This window comes from Pedobacter sp. (assembly GCF_041645105.1).
Taxonomy (GTDB): Bacteria; Bacteroidota; Bacteroidia; order Sphingobacteriales; family Sphingobacteriaceae; genus Pedobacter.
This window is the reverse complement of sequence record NZ_JBAZQQ010000003.1, coordinates 586,371-603,748: the sequence shown is the minus strand read 5'-3', so window position 1 is coordinate 603,748 and position 17,378 is coordinate 586,371. Positions and strand designations below refer to the sequence as shown.

Annotated in this window: 14 protein-coding genes; 10 read left to right on the top strand and 4 right to left on the bottom strand. The window is 36.3% G+C overall.

Annotated elements, in window-relative coordinates:
• The first annotated feature begins 46 nt into the window (after window positions 1-46).
• Window positions 47-421: a hypothetical protein gene (locus WC623_RS12565; RefSeq protein ID WP_372851510.1), complete on the top strand. Its 375-nt coding sequence runs from the start codon at window positions 47-49 to the stop codon at window positions 419-421.
• A gap of 71 nt (window positions 422-492) precedes the next feature.
• Here WC623_RS12565 and WC623_RS12560 read toward each other — a convergent pair whose 3' ends face one another.
• From WC623_RS12560 to tam, 3 genes are all read right to left on the bottom strand, one after another.
• A complete protein-coding gene (locus tag WC623_RS12560) occupies window positions 493-2,082 on the bottom strand; it encodes an ABC-F family ATP-binding cassette domain-containing protein (protein WP_372851509.1) in 1,590 nt (529 codons plus the stop codon).
• Between the two features lie 170 nt (window positions 2,083-2,252).
• On the bottom strand, window positions 2,253-3,566 hold the full coding sequence (locus WC623_RS12555) for a BamA/TamA family outer membrane protein (protein WP_372851507.1): 1,314 nt from the start codon (window positions 3,564-3,566) through the stop codon (window positions 2,253-2,255).
• 87 nt (window positions 3,567-3,653) lie between these two features.
• The gene (gene tam / locus WC623_RS12550; RefSeq protein WP_372851505.1) at window positions 3,654-4,433 is read right to left on the bottom strand and encodes a trans-aconitate 2-methyltransferase; all 780 of its coding nucleotides are present in this window, start codon (window positions 4,431-4,433) and stop codon (window positions 3,654-3,656) included.
• Window positions 4,434-4,517: 84 nt separating this feature from the next.
• Between tam and WC623_RS12545 the strand changes: the two genes are divergently transcribed.
• The 4 genes from WC623_RS12545 (at window position 4,518) to WC623_RS12530 (ending at window position 10,441) form a co-directional block, all read left to right on the top strand.
• Window positions 4,518-5,153 carry a response regulator gene (locus WC623_RS12545; RefSeq protein ID WP_372851503.1) on the top strand — a complete coding sequence of 212 codons (636 nt, stop codon included), beginning with the start codon at window positions 4,518-4,520 and terminating at the stop codon, window positions 5,151-5,153.
• Window positions 5,131-6,909, top strand: a complete 1,779-nt coding sequence (locus WC623_RS12540; protein WP_372851501.1) for a 7TM diverse intracellular signaling domain-containing protein — start codon at window positions 5,131-5,133, stop codon at window positions 6,907-6,909. The genes WC623_RS12545 and WC623_RS12540 overlap by 23 nt, the downstream gene beginning before the upstream one ends.
• 239 nt (window positions 6,910-7,148) lie before the next feature.
• The gene (locus WC623_RS12535) at window positions 7,149-9,704 is read left to right on the top strand and encodes an adenosylcobalamin-dependent ribonucleoside-diphosphate reductase (protein ID WP_372851499.1); all 2,556 of its coding nucleotides are present in this window, start codon (window positions 7,149-7,151) and stop codon (window positions 9,702-9,704) included.
• Window positions 9,705-9,718: 14 nt separating this feature from the next.
• A complete protein-coding gene (locus WC623_RS12530; RefSeq protein ID WP_372851497.1) occupies window positions 9,719-10,441 on the top strand; it encodes a class I SAM-dependent methyltransferase in 723 nt (240 codons plus the stop codon).
• Between the two features lie 24 nt (window positions 10,442-10,465).
• Here the strand turns inward: WC623_RS12530 and WC623_RS12525 are convergent, their stop codons facing one another.
• Complete coding sequence (locus WC623_RS12525; RefSeq protein ID WP_372851495.1) at window positions 10,466-11,362, bottom strand: LysR family transcriptional regulator; 897 nt, start codon at window positions 11,360-11,362, stop codon at window positions 10,466-10,468.
• A gap of 112 nt (window positions 11,363-11,474) precedes the next feature.
• Between WC623_RS12525 and WC623_RS12520 the strand changes: the two genes are divergently transcribed.
• The 5 genes from WC623_RS12520 to WC623_RS12500 all read left to right on the top strand — a co-directional run bounded on the left by WC623_RS12520 (window position 11,475) and on the right by WC623_RS12500 (window position 17,284).
• Complete coding sequence (locus WC623_RS12520) at window positions 11,475-12,083, top strand: NAD(P)H-dependent oxidoreductase (protein WP_372851493.1); 609 nt, start codon at window positions 11,475-11,477, stop codon at window positions 12,081-12,083.
• 127 nt (window positions 12,084-12,210) lie between these two features.
• Complete coding sequence (dinB, locus tag WC623_RS12515) at window positions 12,211-13,368, top strand: DNA polymerase IV (RefSeq protein WP_372851491.1); 1,158 nt, start codon at window positions 12,211-12,213, stop codon at window positions 13,366-13,368.
• 2 nt (window positions 13,369-13,370) lie between these two features.
• A complete protein-coding gene (locus WC623_RS12510; RefSeq protein WP_372851489.1) occupies window positions 13,371-16,313 on the top strand; it encodes a DNA polymerase III subunit alpha in 2,943 nt (980 codons plus the stop codon).
• Between the two features lie 81 nt (window positions 16,314-16,394).
• Window positions 16,395-16,571, top strand: coding sequence for a YtxH domain-containing protein (locus WC623_RS12505; protein ID WP_372851487.1), 177 nt, complete (start codon window positions 16,395-16,397; stop codon window positions 16,569-16,571).
• Between the two features lie 83 nt (window positions 16,572-16,654).
• Entirely contained in the window at window positions 16,655-17,284 is a 630-nt protein-coding gene (locus WC623_RS12500; protein ID WP_372851485.1) for a hypothetical protein, read from the top strand.
• Window positions 17,285-17,378: the final 94 nt, after the last annotated feature.

The following is a 17,378-nucleotide window of genomic DNA, read 5'->3' as shown; positions in this document are numbered from 1 at the left end:
TGGCATGGCTATTGTAACCTGTATGTTACATCAAAATCAATTTAACATGAAAAACATAGTGAAAATTTTAAGCTTATTCCTAGTCGTAACAACGGTTATGATGTCTTGTAAAAAGGATAAAGATCCTGCAACTGCCGATTTCTTTGTGGGTACCTATAAAGGTTCGGTTTCTTATAATAAAGACGGCACTTCTATTACCAGTCAGGATGGAAAGGTTACTGTAACAAAGGTTGATGATACCTATAGTTTCTTTTTTGGCAGTGGTATTCCTGATATTAAGGGAGTGAAGTTTGAGAAGCAAGATGACAATACTTATGTAAGTATTGGAAATGGTTTAACAGGTATTAAAATCAATGCCAGTTCTTTGGTAATGCTGGTTTCAAATGACGGCGCTACCTGGACAGCTAATTGTGAAAGGTAATTTCATATTTTGAATAAAGGAAAACGGCTTGCTTTTTTTAAGGCAGGCCGTTTTCCTTTTTACTTAATACATTATTTGACTTTTATTGTTTTTTCTGTATGTATTTGCTTTAAAAAATATTCATCATGTGTAACTACTAATAATGTTCCCTGATATTGATTTACAGCGTCAGTTAAGATTTCTATGTTTTGAATATCGAGATTGTTTGTCGGCTCATCAAGAATAATCATGTCTGGAGATTTGTTGGTCAGCGTTAGTGAACAAAGCATTAATCGCATTTTTTCTCCTCCACTAAGGGTTTTGCAAGGTTTATCCCAGTGTGTTTTTGTAAATAGAAATCTGTTCAAGCGGGTTTTCACTTCGTGTTCCTGCAGTTCCCCAGAGTTGTACTGTTGGGCCTGCTCATATACACTTATTGTATTGTCAATAAGGGAATAATCCTGATCAATATAAATAGCTTTATAACCAGCTCTTTTAAGAACTCCCTCAGTTGGTTCATGGATGCTTAAAATCATCTTGATCAAAGTTGTCTTTCCTGAGCCATTTAGACCTTTAATAACTACACGTTCTCCGCTGTTAATTTGAAAGTTTAAGGATGATTCCCATAAAAGCTGATTGTTATATCCAAAATTAATGGCTTTTGCATCAATCAAGTTCTTTCCTTTGTAAAGAGAGGAGGTTCCAAAAATCATTTTCATTTTATCTACCTCAGCTACCGTTTTTCGCAATTGAGTTAGTTCCTCTGAAAGTGAACCAATCTTTTCTGTATGTACGCTTTTTATTTTTGAAGCACTTTTTTCAGCACCGTTTTTAAGCGTATTCATCATGATTGTTGGTAATCCCGCTTTTTCTTGTTTCTTCTTTCCGCGTGCATCAAGTTTTTGTTTTCGTTCTGCAGCTTCTTTTTCTATCTCCTTTGCTTTTCTCAATGCTTTTTCCCTGTGTTTTAATTCATGGTTTAGTGCGTCGTATTCTATTGCTTTTTGCGTGGCATAAAAATCATAGTTCCCACCATATATTTTAATGCTTTGCTTATTGAGCTCCTGTACTGTGTTGAGTAGATTTAATAAAGTTCTGTCATGGCTTACAGTTATCAGCGTGTTTTTAGTGCTTTGAATGTAATCGTATAGCTTGTTTCTACTCCAGGTGTCCAGATGATTACTGGGTTCATCTAGTAAAACGATTTCAGGACGATGTAATAATATCCCGGCAAGGAAAACTTTTGTTTTTTGTCCGCCACTAAGGTTTCCCATTTTTTGACCTAAATCCACGCTGTCAATTCCCCAATGAGAAAATGCTTCTTTACATCGCTCCTCTATTGTCCAGTCGTCCTCAAGTATTGTTAAGTGCTGATCTGTTGCATTGCCTTTTAAGATTTCATTTAATGAGTTTATTTTTTTATCTATTTGAAGTGCCTGAGCAATACTATAGTGGTTGAACTGTCCAAAAATCTGAGGTAAGTAATAGGGGGAAGAGTTTGTTTTTACATTCCCGTATGAGGGTGTTAATGTGCCTGATAAAATTTTAAGGAGTGTAGATTTACCGACTCCATTATTACCAATTAGTGCAATTTTATCATGTTTGTTTACAATGAGATTTATATCTGTAAACAGTATATCTTTATTTGGATGTATATAAGTGATGTCTTGAAGAATGATCATAATTTCTTTCTTTTTAGAGGGTGAATAACTATACAGACCAGTTTTACTAGTTGTGTTTATTTTTCCGAAAGAAATTAAATCCTACATGAATGTTTTTTTGTTGTTCTGCAAAAATAAGATTTTTTGTTTACTGATTATAGTTTATTTATTATAGTTTTAAAAAATGCCCTTTAAAAAGCTTCAGTTAAGCCTAGGAACAGTCCTTTAGCTCCATATTTTCCTATTGCATAATCCAGGCAAAGATTGGTTCTGGTTGCTTTGTTGAACAAGATCCTTAAACCCGCACCTCCTGCAGGTTGCCATTGTTCAAATAAACGGGTGCCTAGTTTATCATTGGCGGTTTGAATATTAAAAAAGGTCACCCCGCTAATGAATTTGTTTCTGGTAATAGGGAAGCGGTATTCTAATTCTGAATAGAAATACTGTGGGCCTTTAAAGTAAGTGATGGTATAGCCTCTGCCGCTACGGAAGTAGGTATCCCTTCCGGTTCCAGGTAGCTCGAGATAAGGCAAGGCACCACTTACCAGGTATGAGCCCCAATTCCAGAAAGCAATGACATGTTCTGGGTTTCTGTCTGATAAACTCCAGTATTTTCTAAAATCTGTTGTGATTTGCACTGCGTTCTTTGTGCTTCCCATCCAGGTTTGGTTTATCCGGATTCCGGCATCAGCATAAATGCCTTTGTAGGCTCGGTTCTGATTGTCTCGAGTAGTATATTGAATATTGAAAAGTAAACCATTAGATTGATAATGATCTCTGTTGAAGCCATAGCGGTCACTATAAATGTTATAAGGTGTTAATTCATTTGTGTTTCCGCGATCTTCAATTTTTCTTCTGATTTCAAAAGATACTCCAGCGCCTAAAAATAAGCCAGGTTGTACTTGTTTGTATATTTTTTCTCTGAAATTGTAGTACTCCGCATGAAGTACATAGCCTTTTCTGTCTGGGTTTGTTAATACGAGATCAGCTTCGCTTCCTTGTGCTGCATTGCCAATTCCTAATCCAAAGTCAGGCACAACGGTTTTTGCTGCAACTAGACTACCTTGAAGGTTCCATTTGTTGCCGGGCGTATAAACATTATGATTTAAATAAACATAAATGATTCCTTTGGTAGTTATAGAAGCTGAAGTTGCGGCTATCGACATTAATGTATTTGGTTTTTTTCCAAGTATCTTGCCTGCTACAGCTTTAATGCCGATTTGTGCGCCAATACTTGGGTTGTAGGCTACATTAGGTATAATCGTTACCGGCGATTTTTTGCTGGATGTGTTGTTTTTCTTTTTAGGATGGAAGATACTGGAAAATAAATCGCCAACATCATATTGGGTATTTGTTGTGTCCTTTTTTATGGAGGTTGTTTTTAAAGTATCGACTACAGGCTGAACCTGAGCGTATGCGTATTGCTCCGCTGCAAAGAGCAAAAGTATTGAAATTAAAACTACTCTTAATGAGTTAGGAACGGGCTTTTTTTGATGAAATTTCAATATTTTCTGTTCTTATTTTCAAAGATAATAACCTTTAGTTTTAATTAACTATTTAGTAGTATATATTGTTTTAATGTTTCTCCTATTCTAACGTGTCGCAACGATAAATATTCTGGGGAATGGGAGTAGTACATCGCCATTATCATATATTGGGTATGCTTTTGCAATTTCAGTAGTGTATTTTTCCAGGAATTCTGATTGTTCATTCTGATTAAGTTGGGTTAAAAATGGTCGTAATCCCGTGCCTTTAAGCCATTCTACTATCGCTTCATGACCTCCGTGTAAGGGGTGGAAATATGTTGTTCGCCATATGTTTAAAGTAGATGTTTTGTCTTTAAGTAGTTGGTAATACCAATCGGCACTTTCTCTTTTGGTACGCTTTGATCCATCTTTAAGTTTATTGGCCCAGGGGCCTTCGGATGCAACTTTACGCATTAATACATGAGTAGATTCATTTAAATTGTCAGGCATTTGAACCGCAAGAGTACCACTTTTGTTTAGTTTCTGGATCAATGATGGGAAAAGTATGTCGTGATCAGGGACCCATTGTAATGATGCATTAGCTAATATAACATCATAAAGGCTTTTATCTTTCCATTTTGAGATATCTGAGATTTCGAAATGAATGTCAGGCATTCGTTTTCGGGCTGCTTTTATCATGTCGGTAGAGCTGTCTATGCCTGAAATGGACTTGGCTTTTGGAAAGTAAGTAGCTAATAATTCTGTTGAATTCCCCGGACCACATCCGATATCAATAGCTTTGTTCACTTCAATTGTGGGGATTTGAGCGATCAAGTCCATGATTGGTCGATTTCTTTCTTTCTCGAATTTAATGTATTGGTTGGCAGACCAGGTATCTTGTTCCATGTTTTTTGAATATAAAGTTATGAATTTATAGTTTTGTTTTTTGCTATATTAGCTGATAACCAGACTACGCAACCTCTACCATCAATGACTAAAAAGATTGTTATTTGTGATGATCATATTCTTTTTTCTAGCGGATTAACCGAATTACTTAAGAAAAATACTGATAAGTATGATATCGTAAGTTTTAAGGATTCGGTATCCTGCAAACAATATTTACAACAGCATTATGCTGATGTTTTTATATGTGATCTTAATATTGATAATATTGATGGGTTTGTCTTGATTAGTGAACTCCGGAAGGAGCTGAAAGGGACAAAGGTTATTATTTTGACTGCTTATTATGAGGATTTTCTGATACAGAAGTCTGAAAAGGCTGGTATTCATGCGTTCTTGAAAAAAGAGACAGAAGCTAATGAATTGATTTCAGTTATAGAGATGGATATAAATGCTCCATTTTATACAAATAAAGGGGTTAAAAGTCATAATAATTCATTTCAGGAGATTGATGCGAGTGTTGCAGGTAAATTTAGGCTATCAGGTCAGGAAAAGCATATTATTAGGTTAATTATAGAAGGTAAAACCAGTAAAGAGATAGCTGAAACGTTATTTATCAGTAAGACTACTGTAGATACACATCGAAGAAATATAAATAGGAAACTAGAAATTGGTAATAGTGCTTCATTGATAAAGTTTGCAAATGAAAATAATCTATTTTCTTAGTTTTTTTTTATTCAATGTTGTTTCCGTTGTTTCTGGACAGGAAAAAATAGAGGTTAACACCAGGTACGCAGTTGATACAAGTTCTAGCTGGAGTGTAGCGACTATCGATGGAAAAGGTTTTAGAACTTATGAAGTCGGCGAACGGATCGATATTGGTTATAATGATAATACTACGGTTTGGTGTGTTGTTAAAATAAAAAACCCTAATAAGTCTAAGGATGCTGAAGCTTGGTTAAGCTTTGATAATAATCATATAGATAGTCTTGTTGTCTACGAAGAGAAGAGGTTAGTGGGTGTTCTTGGAGATCGTACGACCTATAGTAGCCCATTTTTAACTGCACTTGCCTTTCGGGTTAATCTAAAGGCTGGTCAGGAGAAGGAGTATTATGTGAGTGTGAAAAAGGAGATTTCGGCATTAAGCTTTTCCTTTAAATTGGTTGATCGCAATAGTCTAGCTCGTAAATCAGATGTAAAGATTGCGGTGATTTCCTTCTTTATGGGGATAGTTTTCTTGCTTATTCTTTTTAATACGCTTCTGTTGTTTATCACAAGAAAAAGATTATTTCTGTTCTATATTCTGTATTCAGTGTTAAGTATGTTGTATGTTTTAGTGTCGACTAATTATGCAAAACATTTGTTGTTTCCAGATTTCTTGTTTTTTAGTGAATTGAGGATATATGTAGCATTCTTTTGGGTAATTGCATTAAGTGCTTTCTTGTCGCATTATCTTAGTTTAAAGAAGTTAGAGCCAATAAAATACAATATTATTCTAGCACTTAATGTATTCAATTTTTGCCTCATTGTGATTACCATTGTGTTGTTGATTCTGGGTAAGTTAGATCTTATCAAAGAATTTATGCTATTTGGCTATTTTAATTTTCTTGTGGCCTTAATGCTTATGGCTTGGAGTGCTGTGTTGCATTTAAAGATAAATAAACCTGCGGCAATCTATGTTATACTGGCTTTTCTGCCACAGAACTTATGGGGATTGTGCTTTATATTGAATTTCTTTAGAATTATTTCAAGTGATATTCATGTTGATTGGTTGATGTATAGTTGTTTATATGAGGTTTTGCTTTTTGGGTATGTATTGACTAAAAACTACATAGATACCTTTCAGAAAAACAACAGACTTATCAAGGAGATTACATTAGAAAAAGAGAAATCATTACAAGCAATAACGCAGGTTCAAATTAGAGAACGTAGGTCGATCGCTAATATTATACATGATAATTTTGGAAGCAAGTTAGCTTATGTATTGCAATTGATTCAGCTTAAGAATATAGTGCTGGCAGAGGAGAATATTAAAATTCTGACTAGTGATATAAGGGAAATATCACATCAGATTTTACCTAAATCTTTAGACGAAGGTGCATTGGTGTCTAGTTTGAAAAGTCAGGTGTCGAGTTTAAATGTTGGGCTACGGGATGCGGCTATTGATTTGTTTTCTTATGATTTTCCTGAACGGTTAGTTGAAGTATGGATTTATGATTTATATCTGATTTCTCTGGAAATTATAAATAATTCCTTAAAACATGGTGACGCACATTCGATTATTATAGAGTTATATGGATATCCGGATGCTTATGTTTTTCAGTATAGTGATGATGGTAAAGGGTTTGATTTGAGTTGTGTAGCTAAGGGGTTTGGTCTTGAAAATATTGAGAAAAGGGTGAAGTATTATAAGGGGGATTTTGAGATAAATAGTACGCAAGGTGAGGGTACTGTTATACAGATTATTATTCCGGTTCAATAAAAGAATTTATGATGTATTTTTAGGGGTAATGGCCTGTGAATCATTTGTATTAGTGTTTTTTTTGTTTTATTTAGTTTTTAAAATTTGTAAACTTTTTGTAATTTGTAAAAACTTAAGTATTTGTTTTTTAGGTTTTTATGTGATTTTTCTTGAAACTTTGTTGATTTAATATTTGTCGTCGGTGTGCAGAAAATGTATATTTGTGATCTACATTTATTAAAAAGAAAACTCAATATATTATGAAAGTCGAATCCCTGGATCCAGTTCAAATTACCTATACCTCTGATGAAGCTTATAATAAATCTCTTGACTATTTTAAAGGTGATGATCTTGCTGCCCGTGTTTGGGTAAACAAGTACGCCTTGAAAGATTCTGAAGGGGTTATTTATGAAGGTACACCAGATGATATGCATCATAGAATTGCAGCTGAGCTAGCTCGTATAGAACAGCGTTATGCAAACCCTTTATCAGAAACGGAAATATTTGAATTGATCAAGGATTTTAAATATATCATTCCTCAGGGAAGTCCGATGACTGGAATTGGTAATCCATATCAAATCGCTTCACTTTCCAATTGTTTCGTGATTGGTAATGATGGAGATTCTGATTCTTATGGGGGGATTATGAAGATTGATCAGGAACAGGTACAGTTGATGAAAAGACGTGGTGGTGTAGGACATGATTTGTCGCACATACGCCCCAAAGCATCGCCTGTAAAGAACTCCGCACTTACTTCTACTGGTATTGTTCCGTTTATGGAGCGTTATTCAAATTCAACACGAGAAGTAGCTCAAGATGGAAGAAGAGGAGCGTTAATGCTTTCTGTAGCGATCAAACATCCGGATGCAGAAGATTTTATTGATGCAAAAATGGAGCAGGGGAAGGTTACAGGAGCTAATGTTTCAGTACGTATTGATGATGCGTTTATGAAAGCAGTTGCCTCTGGTGAATCTTATTTGCAGCAATATCCTATCCATAGCAAAAGTCCTCTTTATCAGAAAACTATAGATCCCACACAACTGTGGAAGAAAATTGTACACAATGCATGGCGTTCTGCAGAGCCCGGGATTTTGTTTTGGGATACGATTATCAGAGAATCTGTACCTGATTGTTATGCTGATTTAGGTTATCAGACGGTTTCTACCAATCCATGTGGAGAAATTCCATTATGTCCTTATGATTCATGCCGATTGCTGGCCATTAATTTGTTCTCGTATGTAGATCAGCCTTTCAGTTCCAAAGCCAAGTTCAATTGGGATTTGTTTAAACAACATATTCATGCAGCTCAGCGCATTATGGACGATATTATAGATCTGGAACTTGAAAAGATTGATGCAATTCTTGAAAAAATAGCTGAAGATCCAGAAGGTGATGAAATTAAACGTACAGAAATGAATCTGTGGTTAAATATTCAGACTAAGGCTAAAGAGGGAAGAAGAACAGGAATTGGTATTACTGCCGAAGGTGATATGCTTGCGGCTATGGGTTTGCGATATGGTAGTGATGAAGGAACTGCGTTTGCGGTAGAAATTCATAAGACTATTGCATTAGAAGCATATCGTTCATCAGTGATTACTGCAAAAGAAAGAGGTGCATTCGCCATATTTGATGCGTCGCGTGAAAAGAATAATCCTTTCATCAATAGACTTAAAACGGCAGATCCAGGTTTGTATAATGATATGATGGAATATGGAAGACGTAATATCGCTTTGCTGACTATTGCACCTACGGGAACAACCAGTCTGATGTCGCAAACCAGTTCTGGAATTGAGCCTGTATTTATGCCGGTTTATAAAAGACGTAGAAAAGTAAATCCAAACGACAAAGATGCAAGGGTTGATTTTGTTGATGAGGTAGGAGATTCATGGGAAGAGTATGTTGTTTTTCACCCTCGTTTTAAGCAATGGATGGAAGTGAACGGACATGATCTTACTAAAAACTATGCGCAAAAGGATCTGGATAAGCTGGTAGAACTGTCTCCGTATTATAAATCTACTTCGAATGATGTTGATTATCTTAAAAAGGTTAAGATGCAGGGCGAGATTCAGAAGTGGATTGATCATTCTATCAGTGTAACCATAAATATGCCATCTGGTGTGACTGAAGAGCTTGTTGGAGCTGTTTATATGGAAGCCTGGAAATCTGGATGTAAAGGAGTTACTGTTTATAGAGATGGCTCACGTTCAGGTGTATTGATCTCTAATGATACACCAGAAGCTGAAGCGGAAGAGACAGTTGGTCACTCCGTTTTTTCAACGACAAGACCTGCAGTTCTTGAAGCGGATGTAGTACGTTTTCAGAATAGCAAAGACAAGTGGATTGCCTTTATTGGTTTAATAGATGGAAAGCCTTACGAGATCTTTACTGGTTTTGCTGATGATGAGGATGGTATCTTATTGCCAAGATGGGTGAATGATGGGGTGATTATTAAGAGTCGTGAAGCAGATGGTAGTTCGAGATACGATTTCCAATATAAAAACAAACGTGGTCATAAAACTACTATAGAAGGACTATCATATAAGTTTAATCCAGAATACTGGAATTATGCTAAATTGATTTCGAGTACATTAAGACATAGTATGCCTATTGAAAAGGTTGTAGATCTAATCAATAGTTTACAACTGGATGAAGCCATAAATACCTGGAAAAATGGAGTTGCACGTGCATTAAAACGTTACGTTCCAGACGGAACAGAAGCGAGAAAACAACAGTGTCAGAACTGTAACTCTACCAATCTGCATTATCAGGAAGGTTGCCTTACTTGTAAAGATTGTGGTTCATCTAAATGCGGATAAAATATTAAAAGTAAATGAAAACAGATTATTCCCATAAAGCGACTAACGAAGAGATTGCAGCAAGGTTTGATAAGGATGTTGAACGTTTTTCTAACCTGGAAACGGGGCAATTGTCGACTATTGATGCGCCAATTTCTATGGAGCTATGTACAGAAGCGGCAAAATACGTTAATCCACAGGCAAAAGAATTGTTAGATATAGGGTGTGGTGCAGGTAATTATACCTTGACCATGCTTAGTAAGATTTCAGATCTTAATTGTACGCTTAATGATCTGAGTATGCCGATGTTGGAGCGGGCAAAAGAACGAATCTCTGCGCAGACCAATGGTCAAATAACCATTCTACATAATGATATGCGTAATCTGGATTTGCCAGATAGTCATTTCGATATTGTTTTGGCTGCGGCAACATTTCATCACTTACGTGATGATGCCGATTGGGAACTTGTTTTTACTAAAATTTATAAAGCTTTAAAACCTGGAGGCTGTTTATGGATCTCTGATTTAATTAAACATGATTCAGGGCCAATTACTCGTCTTTTTGAGTATAAGTATCGAGTGTATCTTGAATCATTAGGTGGAGATGAATATGCGCAAAAAGTTTTTGATTATGTGGAGTATGAGGATACTCCACGTTCATTGAATTACCAACTTGCTTTATTGCATAAAGTGGGATTTTCAGCTACGGAAATACTGCATAAGAATTCTAATTTCGCGGCTTTTGGTGGGATAAAATAATCCCATCAAAGCCAGGGATTGGCGCTAAATCATTTCTCGCTCAAATATCTCTTGAACCATGTTGATCTGCTGTGTATAGATAGATTTCTTTCGTGTTCCAAAATACAGGGTGTTCTCAATAACCTTATTGCCTTCCCAGATAATTTTGATATCACCAGTATCTAATTCTTTTTTGGACAGGAAGTCGGGAATTACAGCAACCCCCTTTCCGCCACTCAGACATCTGATAATTGAACTGATGTTGGGGACGATAAAGTTTGGTTTGAAATCTGGGCGTTTCCCAAAGTTTAGATGCCAAAATCTACGTAAATGCTCCATGTCGCCTGCAGTTCCATACCAGGTTTGGTCTTTAAGCCAGGTTTGAATTTCGGGAAGACTGTTTTTGTTAATGAGTTTTTTTATTTCGTCAGTAGGAGTGTGCTTACCTGCTACCAAGACTATTTTTTCCGTGAAAAACGGCTTGTATTCTAATCCTTTATAATCGCCTTTTTGTGGAGTAATGATCAGGTCAAGGATTCCATTATCGAGGTCGCCCAACATTTGAGGGTATTCTCCAAACTTAATGATCACATTAAAGGGAAGGGTTGGGAGGTAAGACTCTAAGGTAAATTGGAAAGTTTCAAAACACATACCTATACTAATGGTAGGGACATCCTTTTCAGTGCTTTTATGAAAATGTCTTTCTGCTTCTTCTAATTTGCAAATTGCTTCCTGAACATAATTGTACAAGATTTTTCCGCGTTCGGTCGAAACCATTTTTCTTGATGTACGATCAAATAGTTTATATCCTACATAAGCTTCCAGTGAGCTTAAGTGCAGGCTTACTCCGGGTTGTGATATAAATAAGGATTCTGCAGCCCCTGTTAGCGAGCCTGTTTCATAAATTGCCTTAAAGGTTCTAAACCATTCTAAATTTGTCATGATCTATCTATTATAATTATGATACAAATGTATGATTTATATTATTTTAATATGCATAAGACAGAGGGTAAATTTGTGGTAGAAATTAATAGAAGATAAAAGAGTATATGATATGAAAAACATATTTGTAATAAACGGAGGACAGGTATTTGGTCATTCTGGTGGTTTATTTAATAAAACACTTTCAGAGTTTACATTGGATTTCTTTAAAAAGGAGCTTGATTTCAACTTACGATACACAGATATTAATCGACCTTATGATCCTAAACAAGAAGTAGAGAATTACAAATGGGCAGATGTTGTGATTTATCATACTCCAATATGGTGGTTTCAGGTCCCTCATGAATTTAAAAAATATATAGATGTTGTTTTTACTGAAGGACACCAAACTGGAATTTATAAAAATGATGGGCGTTCATCTGTTGATCCGGCAATCAATTATGGTACTGGAGGAATGTTGCATGGTAAACAATATATGTTGACGACTTCATGGAATGCGCCTAAAGAAGCATTTACAATGCCTGGCGAGTTTTTTAATGAAACAAGTGTAGATGATGGACCATTATTTGGGTTTCATCGGATGAATGCGTTTACGGGTATGATGCCTTTAGAGAGTATTCATTTTCATGACGTAGAAAAAAATGCGGATATACAGGTCGATTTGAAAAGATATCAAGCACATTTGAGTAAAGTGTTTGTTGGGGAAGAGGTAGGAAGTTAGATCCTTTGAATGATGTAATCATTTTTTTCTATTATAATAATCAATATGCTATTGCTATTTTATTTGGTTTTTATTTTAAAATACTAAAAATATTAGTATAACTTTGCCCTATAATAAATTCATTATCATGGGGGAGGGAAAGCATATTATTCACATGGATCAGGATGCTTTTTTTGTATCGTGTGAGGTACGAAAAAACAAAGACCTTGAAGGTAAACCTGTGATTATTGGTGGAACATCGGATCGTGGTGTTGTAGCGTCATGTAGTTATGAAGCTAGGAAGTTTGGTGTTCATTCAGCTATGCCCTCGCGCATGGCGAAGATGCTATGTCCCCATGCTATATTTATCAAAGGTAACATGGAGGAATATTCAAAAGCATCACATGAAATTACCGATATCATAAAAGAAAAGGTACCACTTTTTGAAAAGGCGAGTATTGATGAGCATTATATAGATATGACAGGTATGGACCGCTTTCATGGGGTAATGAAATATGCACATGAATTGCGTGAAACCATTATGAAAGAATTAACACTACCTATTTCATTTGGCCTTTCCGTAAACAAGACTGTTGCGAAGATGGTAACCAATGAGTGTAAGCCTGGCGGAGAAAAGCAAATAGAGCAGATTGAAGTACAACCATTTCTAAACCCTTTATCTATCCGTAAAATTCCCGGCCTTGGAGAGAAGACTTTCATAAAGTTGAGTGATATGGGAATTAAAAAAATATTCACTTTATCACAGATTCACCCAGATCAGATGAACTTCCTATTAGGTAAATCGGGATTGTCTTTGCTCCAAAAAGCAAAAGGGATAGATAATAGTCCGGTTATTCCCTATGCTGAACAAAAATCTATTGGTACTCAGTGTACTTTTCATGCCGACTCTATTGATGTTGACATGATTAATAACTTGTTGATCGCTCAGGTTATGGATGTCGCTTATCAACTTCGGGAGAAGAAAAAACTGACTGCATGTGTAACTGTTACCATTCGTTATGCCAACTTCGAAACTGAAACAAAGCAAGCTGCCATTGCTTATACCTCGCTGGATAGTGTACTAATTGCTACTGCAAAAGATCTTTTTAAAAAGATGTATAACCGCAGGATGTTGCTCAGACTGGTGGGTGTACGTTTATCTAGTCTGGTAACTGGATTTGAACAGATTGATATGTACAGCGAGTCGCAGGAGCAATATAGTCTGGTACAGGCTCTGGATAAAATTCGGAATCGTTTCGGACAAGATGCAATAACCAGGGCCTCGGTATTAGATATTAAACTATAATCATGTATTTGAACGTCCATTCCCAATATAGCCTACGCTATGGCACTATGTCTATCGAAAACTTGATAGAAGAGGCCTCTGCACGTGGTATTACGCAGATGGTGATAACAGATATCAATAATTCTACCGGAGTGATGGAGTTCATGAGGGAGTGTCGTAAGAACAAAATCAAACCCATTGGAGGTATGGAGTTCAGAAGGGATAAAAGGCTGCTTTATATTGGCATCGCAAAAAATAAAGAGGGAATGAAAGAACTTAATGATTTCCTTAGCGAGCATAACCTAAAGCAAAAGGAATTGCCCGATGAGCCATGTGTATTTGAGCATGCTTATGTGGTATATCCTTATGGATATAAAGCCAAATTGAAAAGCAATGAATACATTGGTATCCGTTTCGATGAACTGTATCAGCTTTATAATAAAGATTTAACAGATTATCAGGATAAGTTGTTGGTTTTACAACCTGTTTTTGTAGCCAATAAAATCGGTTATCGTTTGCATGAATACTTAAGGGGGATTGATCTGAATACCTTACTCACAATGGTCGAGAAAGATGATAAATGCAGGGAAACGGATATGTTTCTAATGCCGGGAGAGCTGGAAGCGAAGTTTGCCAGATATGCTTTTATTCTTGATAATACCCGTAAACTGATGGATAGTTGTACCATGGATTATCCGGAAGGGAAATTAAAACTCAACAAAAAGACCTTTACCGGAAATAAAAAAGATGATATGGCACTTCTCGAAAAACTGGCCATGGAAGGAATGCTTTATCGATATGGTAGTAAAAACAGAGAGGCTTTAAAACGAATAAAGAATGAGCTGAAAGTAATCGTGGAGATGAATTTTTGTGCATATTTTCTGATTACAAATGATATTATTCAGTATTCTATGCGTAGGGGCTATTATCATGTAGGTAGAGGCTCTGGGGCCAATAGTATTATAGCTTACTGCTTGCAAATTACAGATGTTGATCCTATAGAACTGGATTTGTATTTCGAGAGATTTCTAAACGCAGAACGTTCCTCACCACCCGATTTTGATATTGACTATAGCTGGGACGAACGAGAAGATGTTCAGGATTATGTTTTTAAACGCTACGGAAAAGAACATACAGCATTGTTGGGAACGATGTCTACCTTTAAAGACCGTTCGGTAATTCGAGAAATCGGTAAAGTTATGGGCTTACCTAAATCAGAAATTGATGGCTTTACCGACCCTGCCCGTGCTGTGGTAAATCGCGATAATGATACTTTTAAAAAGATACTGGCTATACAGAATCTGATGGCCAAAATGCCTAACCAAAGAAGTATTCACGCTGGTGGAGTATTGATATCTGAAGAACCAATCACCTATTATACCGCTTTAGATCTGCCACCTAAAGGAATGCCCACTGTGCAGTGGGATATGTACGAAGCGGAAGCAATTGGTTATGACAAATATGATATTCTTTCTCAACGAGGAATTGGGCATATTAAAGAAGCCGTTAAACTGGTGCAACAGAATCAGCAAAAAAGATTGGATATTCATCAGGTTCAAATGTTTATGAAAGACCCTAATCTCAATAACAGGTTGAAAACAGGCAATACCATCGGATGCTTTTATATTGAATCGCCAGCTATGAGACAATTACTCGCTAAGCTGACCTGCGACAACTATTTAACATTGGTTGCCGCCAGTTCCATTATTCGCCCGGGAGTTGCACAATCTGGAATGATGAAAACCTATATCTATAACTTTCATCATCCAACGAATGTTCAGTACTTACATCCGGTGATGGAAGAGCAGTTAAAAGAAACTTTTGGTGTGATGGTATACCAGGAGGATGTGATTAAGATCTGTATCTATTATGGAGGGATGGATGGAACTGATGCAGATATTTTAAGACGGGGAATGAGTGGTAAATACCGTTCCAGGATTGAGTTTGATCGGCTGGTCGAGAAATTTCATGATGGGGCTAAATTATTAGGACGGCCAGAAGAGATAACTAAGGAGGTCTGGAGGCAGGTATCTAGTTTTGCAGGTTATAGTTTTTCGAAAGCACATTCTGCAAGTTTTGCAGTAGAAAGCTATCAGAGCCTATATCTGAAAACCTATTATCCTATTGAGTTCATGGTTGGAGTACTTAACAATTATGGAGGTTTTTATACCCGTTGGCTGTATGTGCATGAACTAAAAAAGGCAGGAGCAAAAGTGCATTTACCATGTGTAAACAGGAGTGATGCGGTGGTGTCTATTAGTGGCATTGATGCTTATTTGGGCTTTGTTGGGGTGCAAGGGCTTGAAGGAAAATTTGTAGAGCTGATCCCGGATGAACGTAAACAAAATGGAAAATATCTCGATATGGAAGATTTTGTAAAACGTACGGAAATTGGCCTGGAACAAGCCATAATTTTGATTCGCTGTGGAGCCATGCGTTTTACTGGAAAAAGCAAAAAGACATTGTTGTGGGAAGTTCATACTTTACTTGGTCATAAAGTAAAACCTAGTAGTCATGCCGAGTTATTTCATGTGCAAGCCAAACACTATGTCTTACCAGATTTAGTTAATACTAAACTAGAAGATGCTTATCATGAGCTGGAGTTACTCGGATTTCCACTCAGCTTATCAATGTTTGATTTACTTAAAACAGAATATAGGGGAGAGCTTCAGGCTAATGAATTGATGAAAAATCTGGGACGAACAGTAAAAATGGTAGGTTTATATGTTTGCGAGAAAACGGTACATACCAAAAATAATAAGAAGATGTGGTTTGGTACATTCCTGGATGCCGAGGGTAATTTCTTTGATACTACACATTTTCCAAATAATACACCGATATATCCTTTTAGAGGTTCAGGCTGTTACTTGATTTTAGGGAAGGTTGTGGAGGATTTTGGCTATCCAAGCATTGAAGTCCAAAAGTTTGCCAAGCTGGAGATTATGAATAATCCGGTAATGGATTAATTCTCTAAACGTTTTATCAATCGTAAAACATTTTAAACCTCAGCTTGTTTACCCTTTACATTAATCTAAATAACAAACAAGATGGGATTTTTTAAAAATGCAATAATTGGAGTGGCGATATATCAGGCATGGAGGTATTTAACCAAGAAAGATGAGATGGGTAGGACTAAGATTGATGAAATCAAAGAAAAAGCGCCTGAATGGATAGAGAAAGCAAAGTCATTACGGGATGATGTAACTTCAAAAAGGACATTTTAGTAATATTAAATTACAATAGGGTGTAGCGTTTAAGATTTGGTTTACGTTTTAAGCAGTAAACCAAATTTTACTCATTCATTACTATGAAGCATCTTTATTTACTCTTTGCCGTTCTCTTTTTTTCTGCGTGTTCAAAAGAAGAAGTACATGGCCCTTTTAAACTTAAAAACGGACAGGAAGTTGAGCTTGTGGTTGATCATCGCTATGGATCAATCAATGATAAATTATTGATTTTACCACAAAATGAAGCAACAGGAATGTCGCTACATGGATTTCCTGAAAGAAAGCCCGGCTATACCTATCGTGTTAAGGCTAAATTTAATATTGATTTAAACCCACCACAAGATGCATCAGACAGGTGGTTTAACTTTGCAAAAGTAATTAGCGAAGAAAAGTATATGGGAGATGAATCATTCGATATCTCGCTGATTAAATCGTATATACCAGGTGGACCATTCATTGATATGGGTAAAATAGATGATCAATACATATATATTAAGGATAAGTTAGAGCTAACTTATGCTAATCAGACAGTGAAAGATCAGTTAGAGGAAATCTGGCAACATTCATTGGAAATGCGCCAGAAATGGGAAGAAACCAAACAGACACCTGATCCTAAATGGAGGTTTATAAAAGCGACAGTAAAACATGATCCCGCTAAATTTGGAAAGGCTTATTTGGTACAGCATATTGAATTTACATTAAAAAATTAAAGAGCATAGCAGGGGCAAGCTGACTGAAATGCCCCTGCTAAGCTTTTCTCTTTGTTTTGTTTCCCTCATAACCACTTCTCGAGCCGTAATCAGA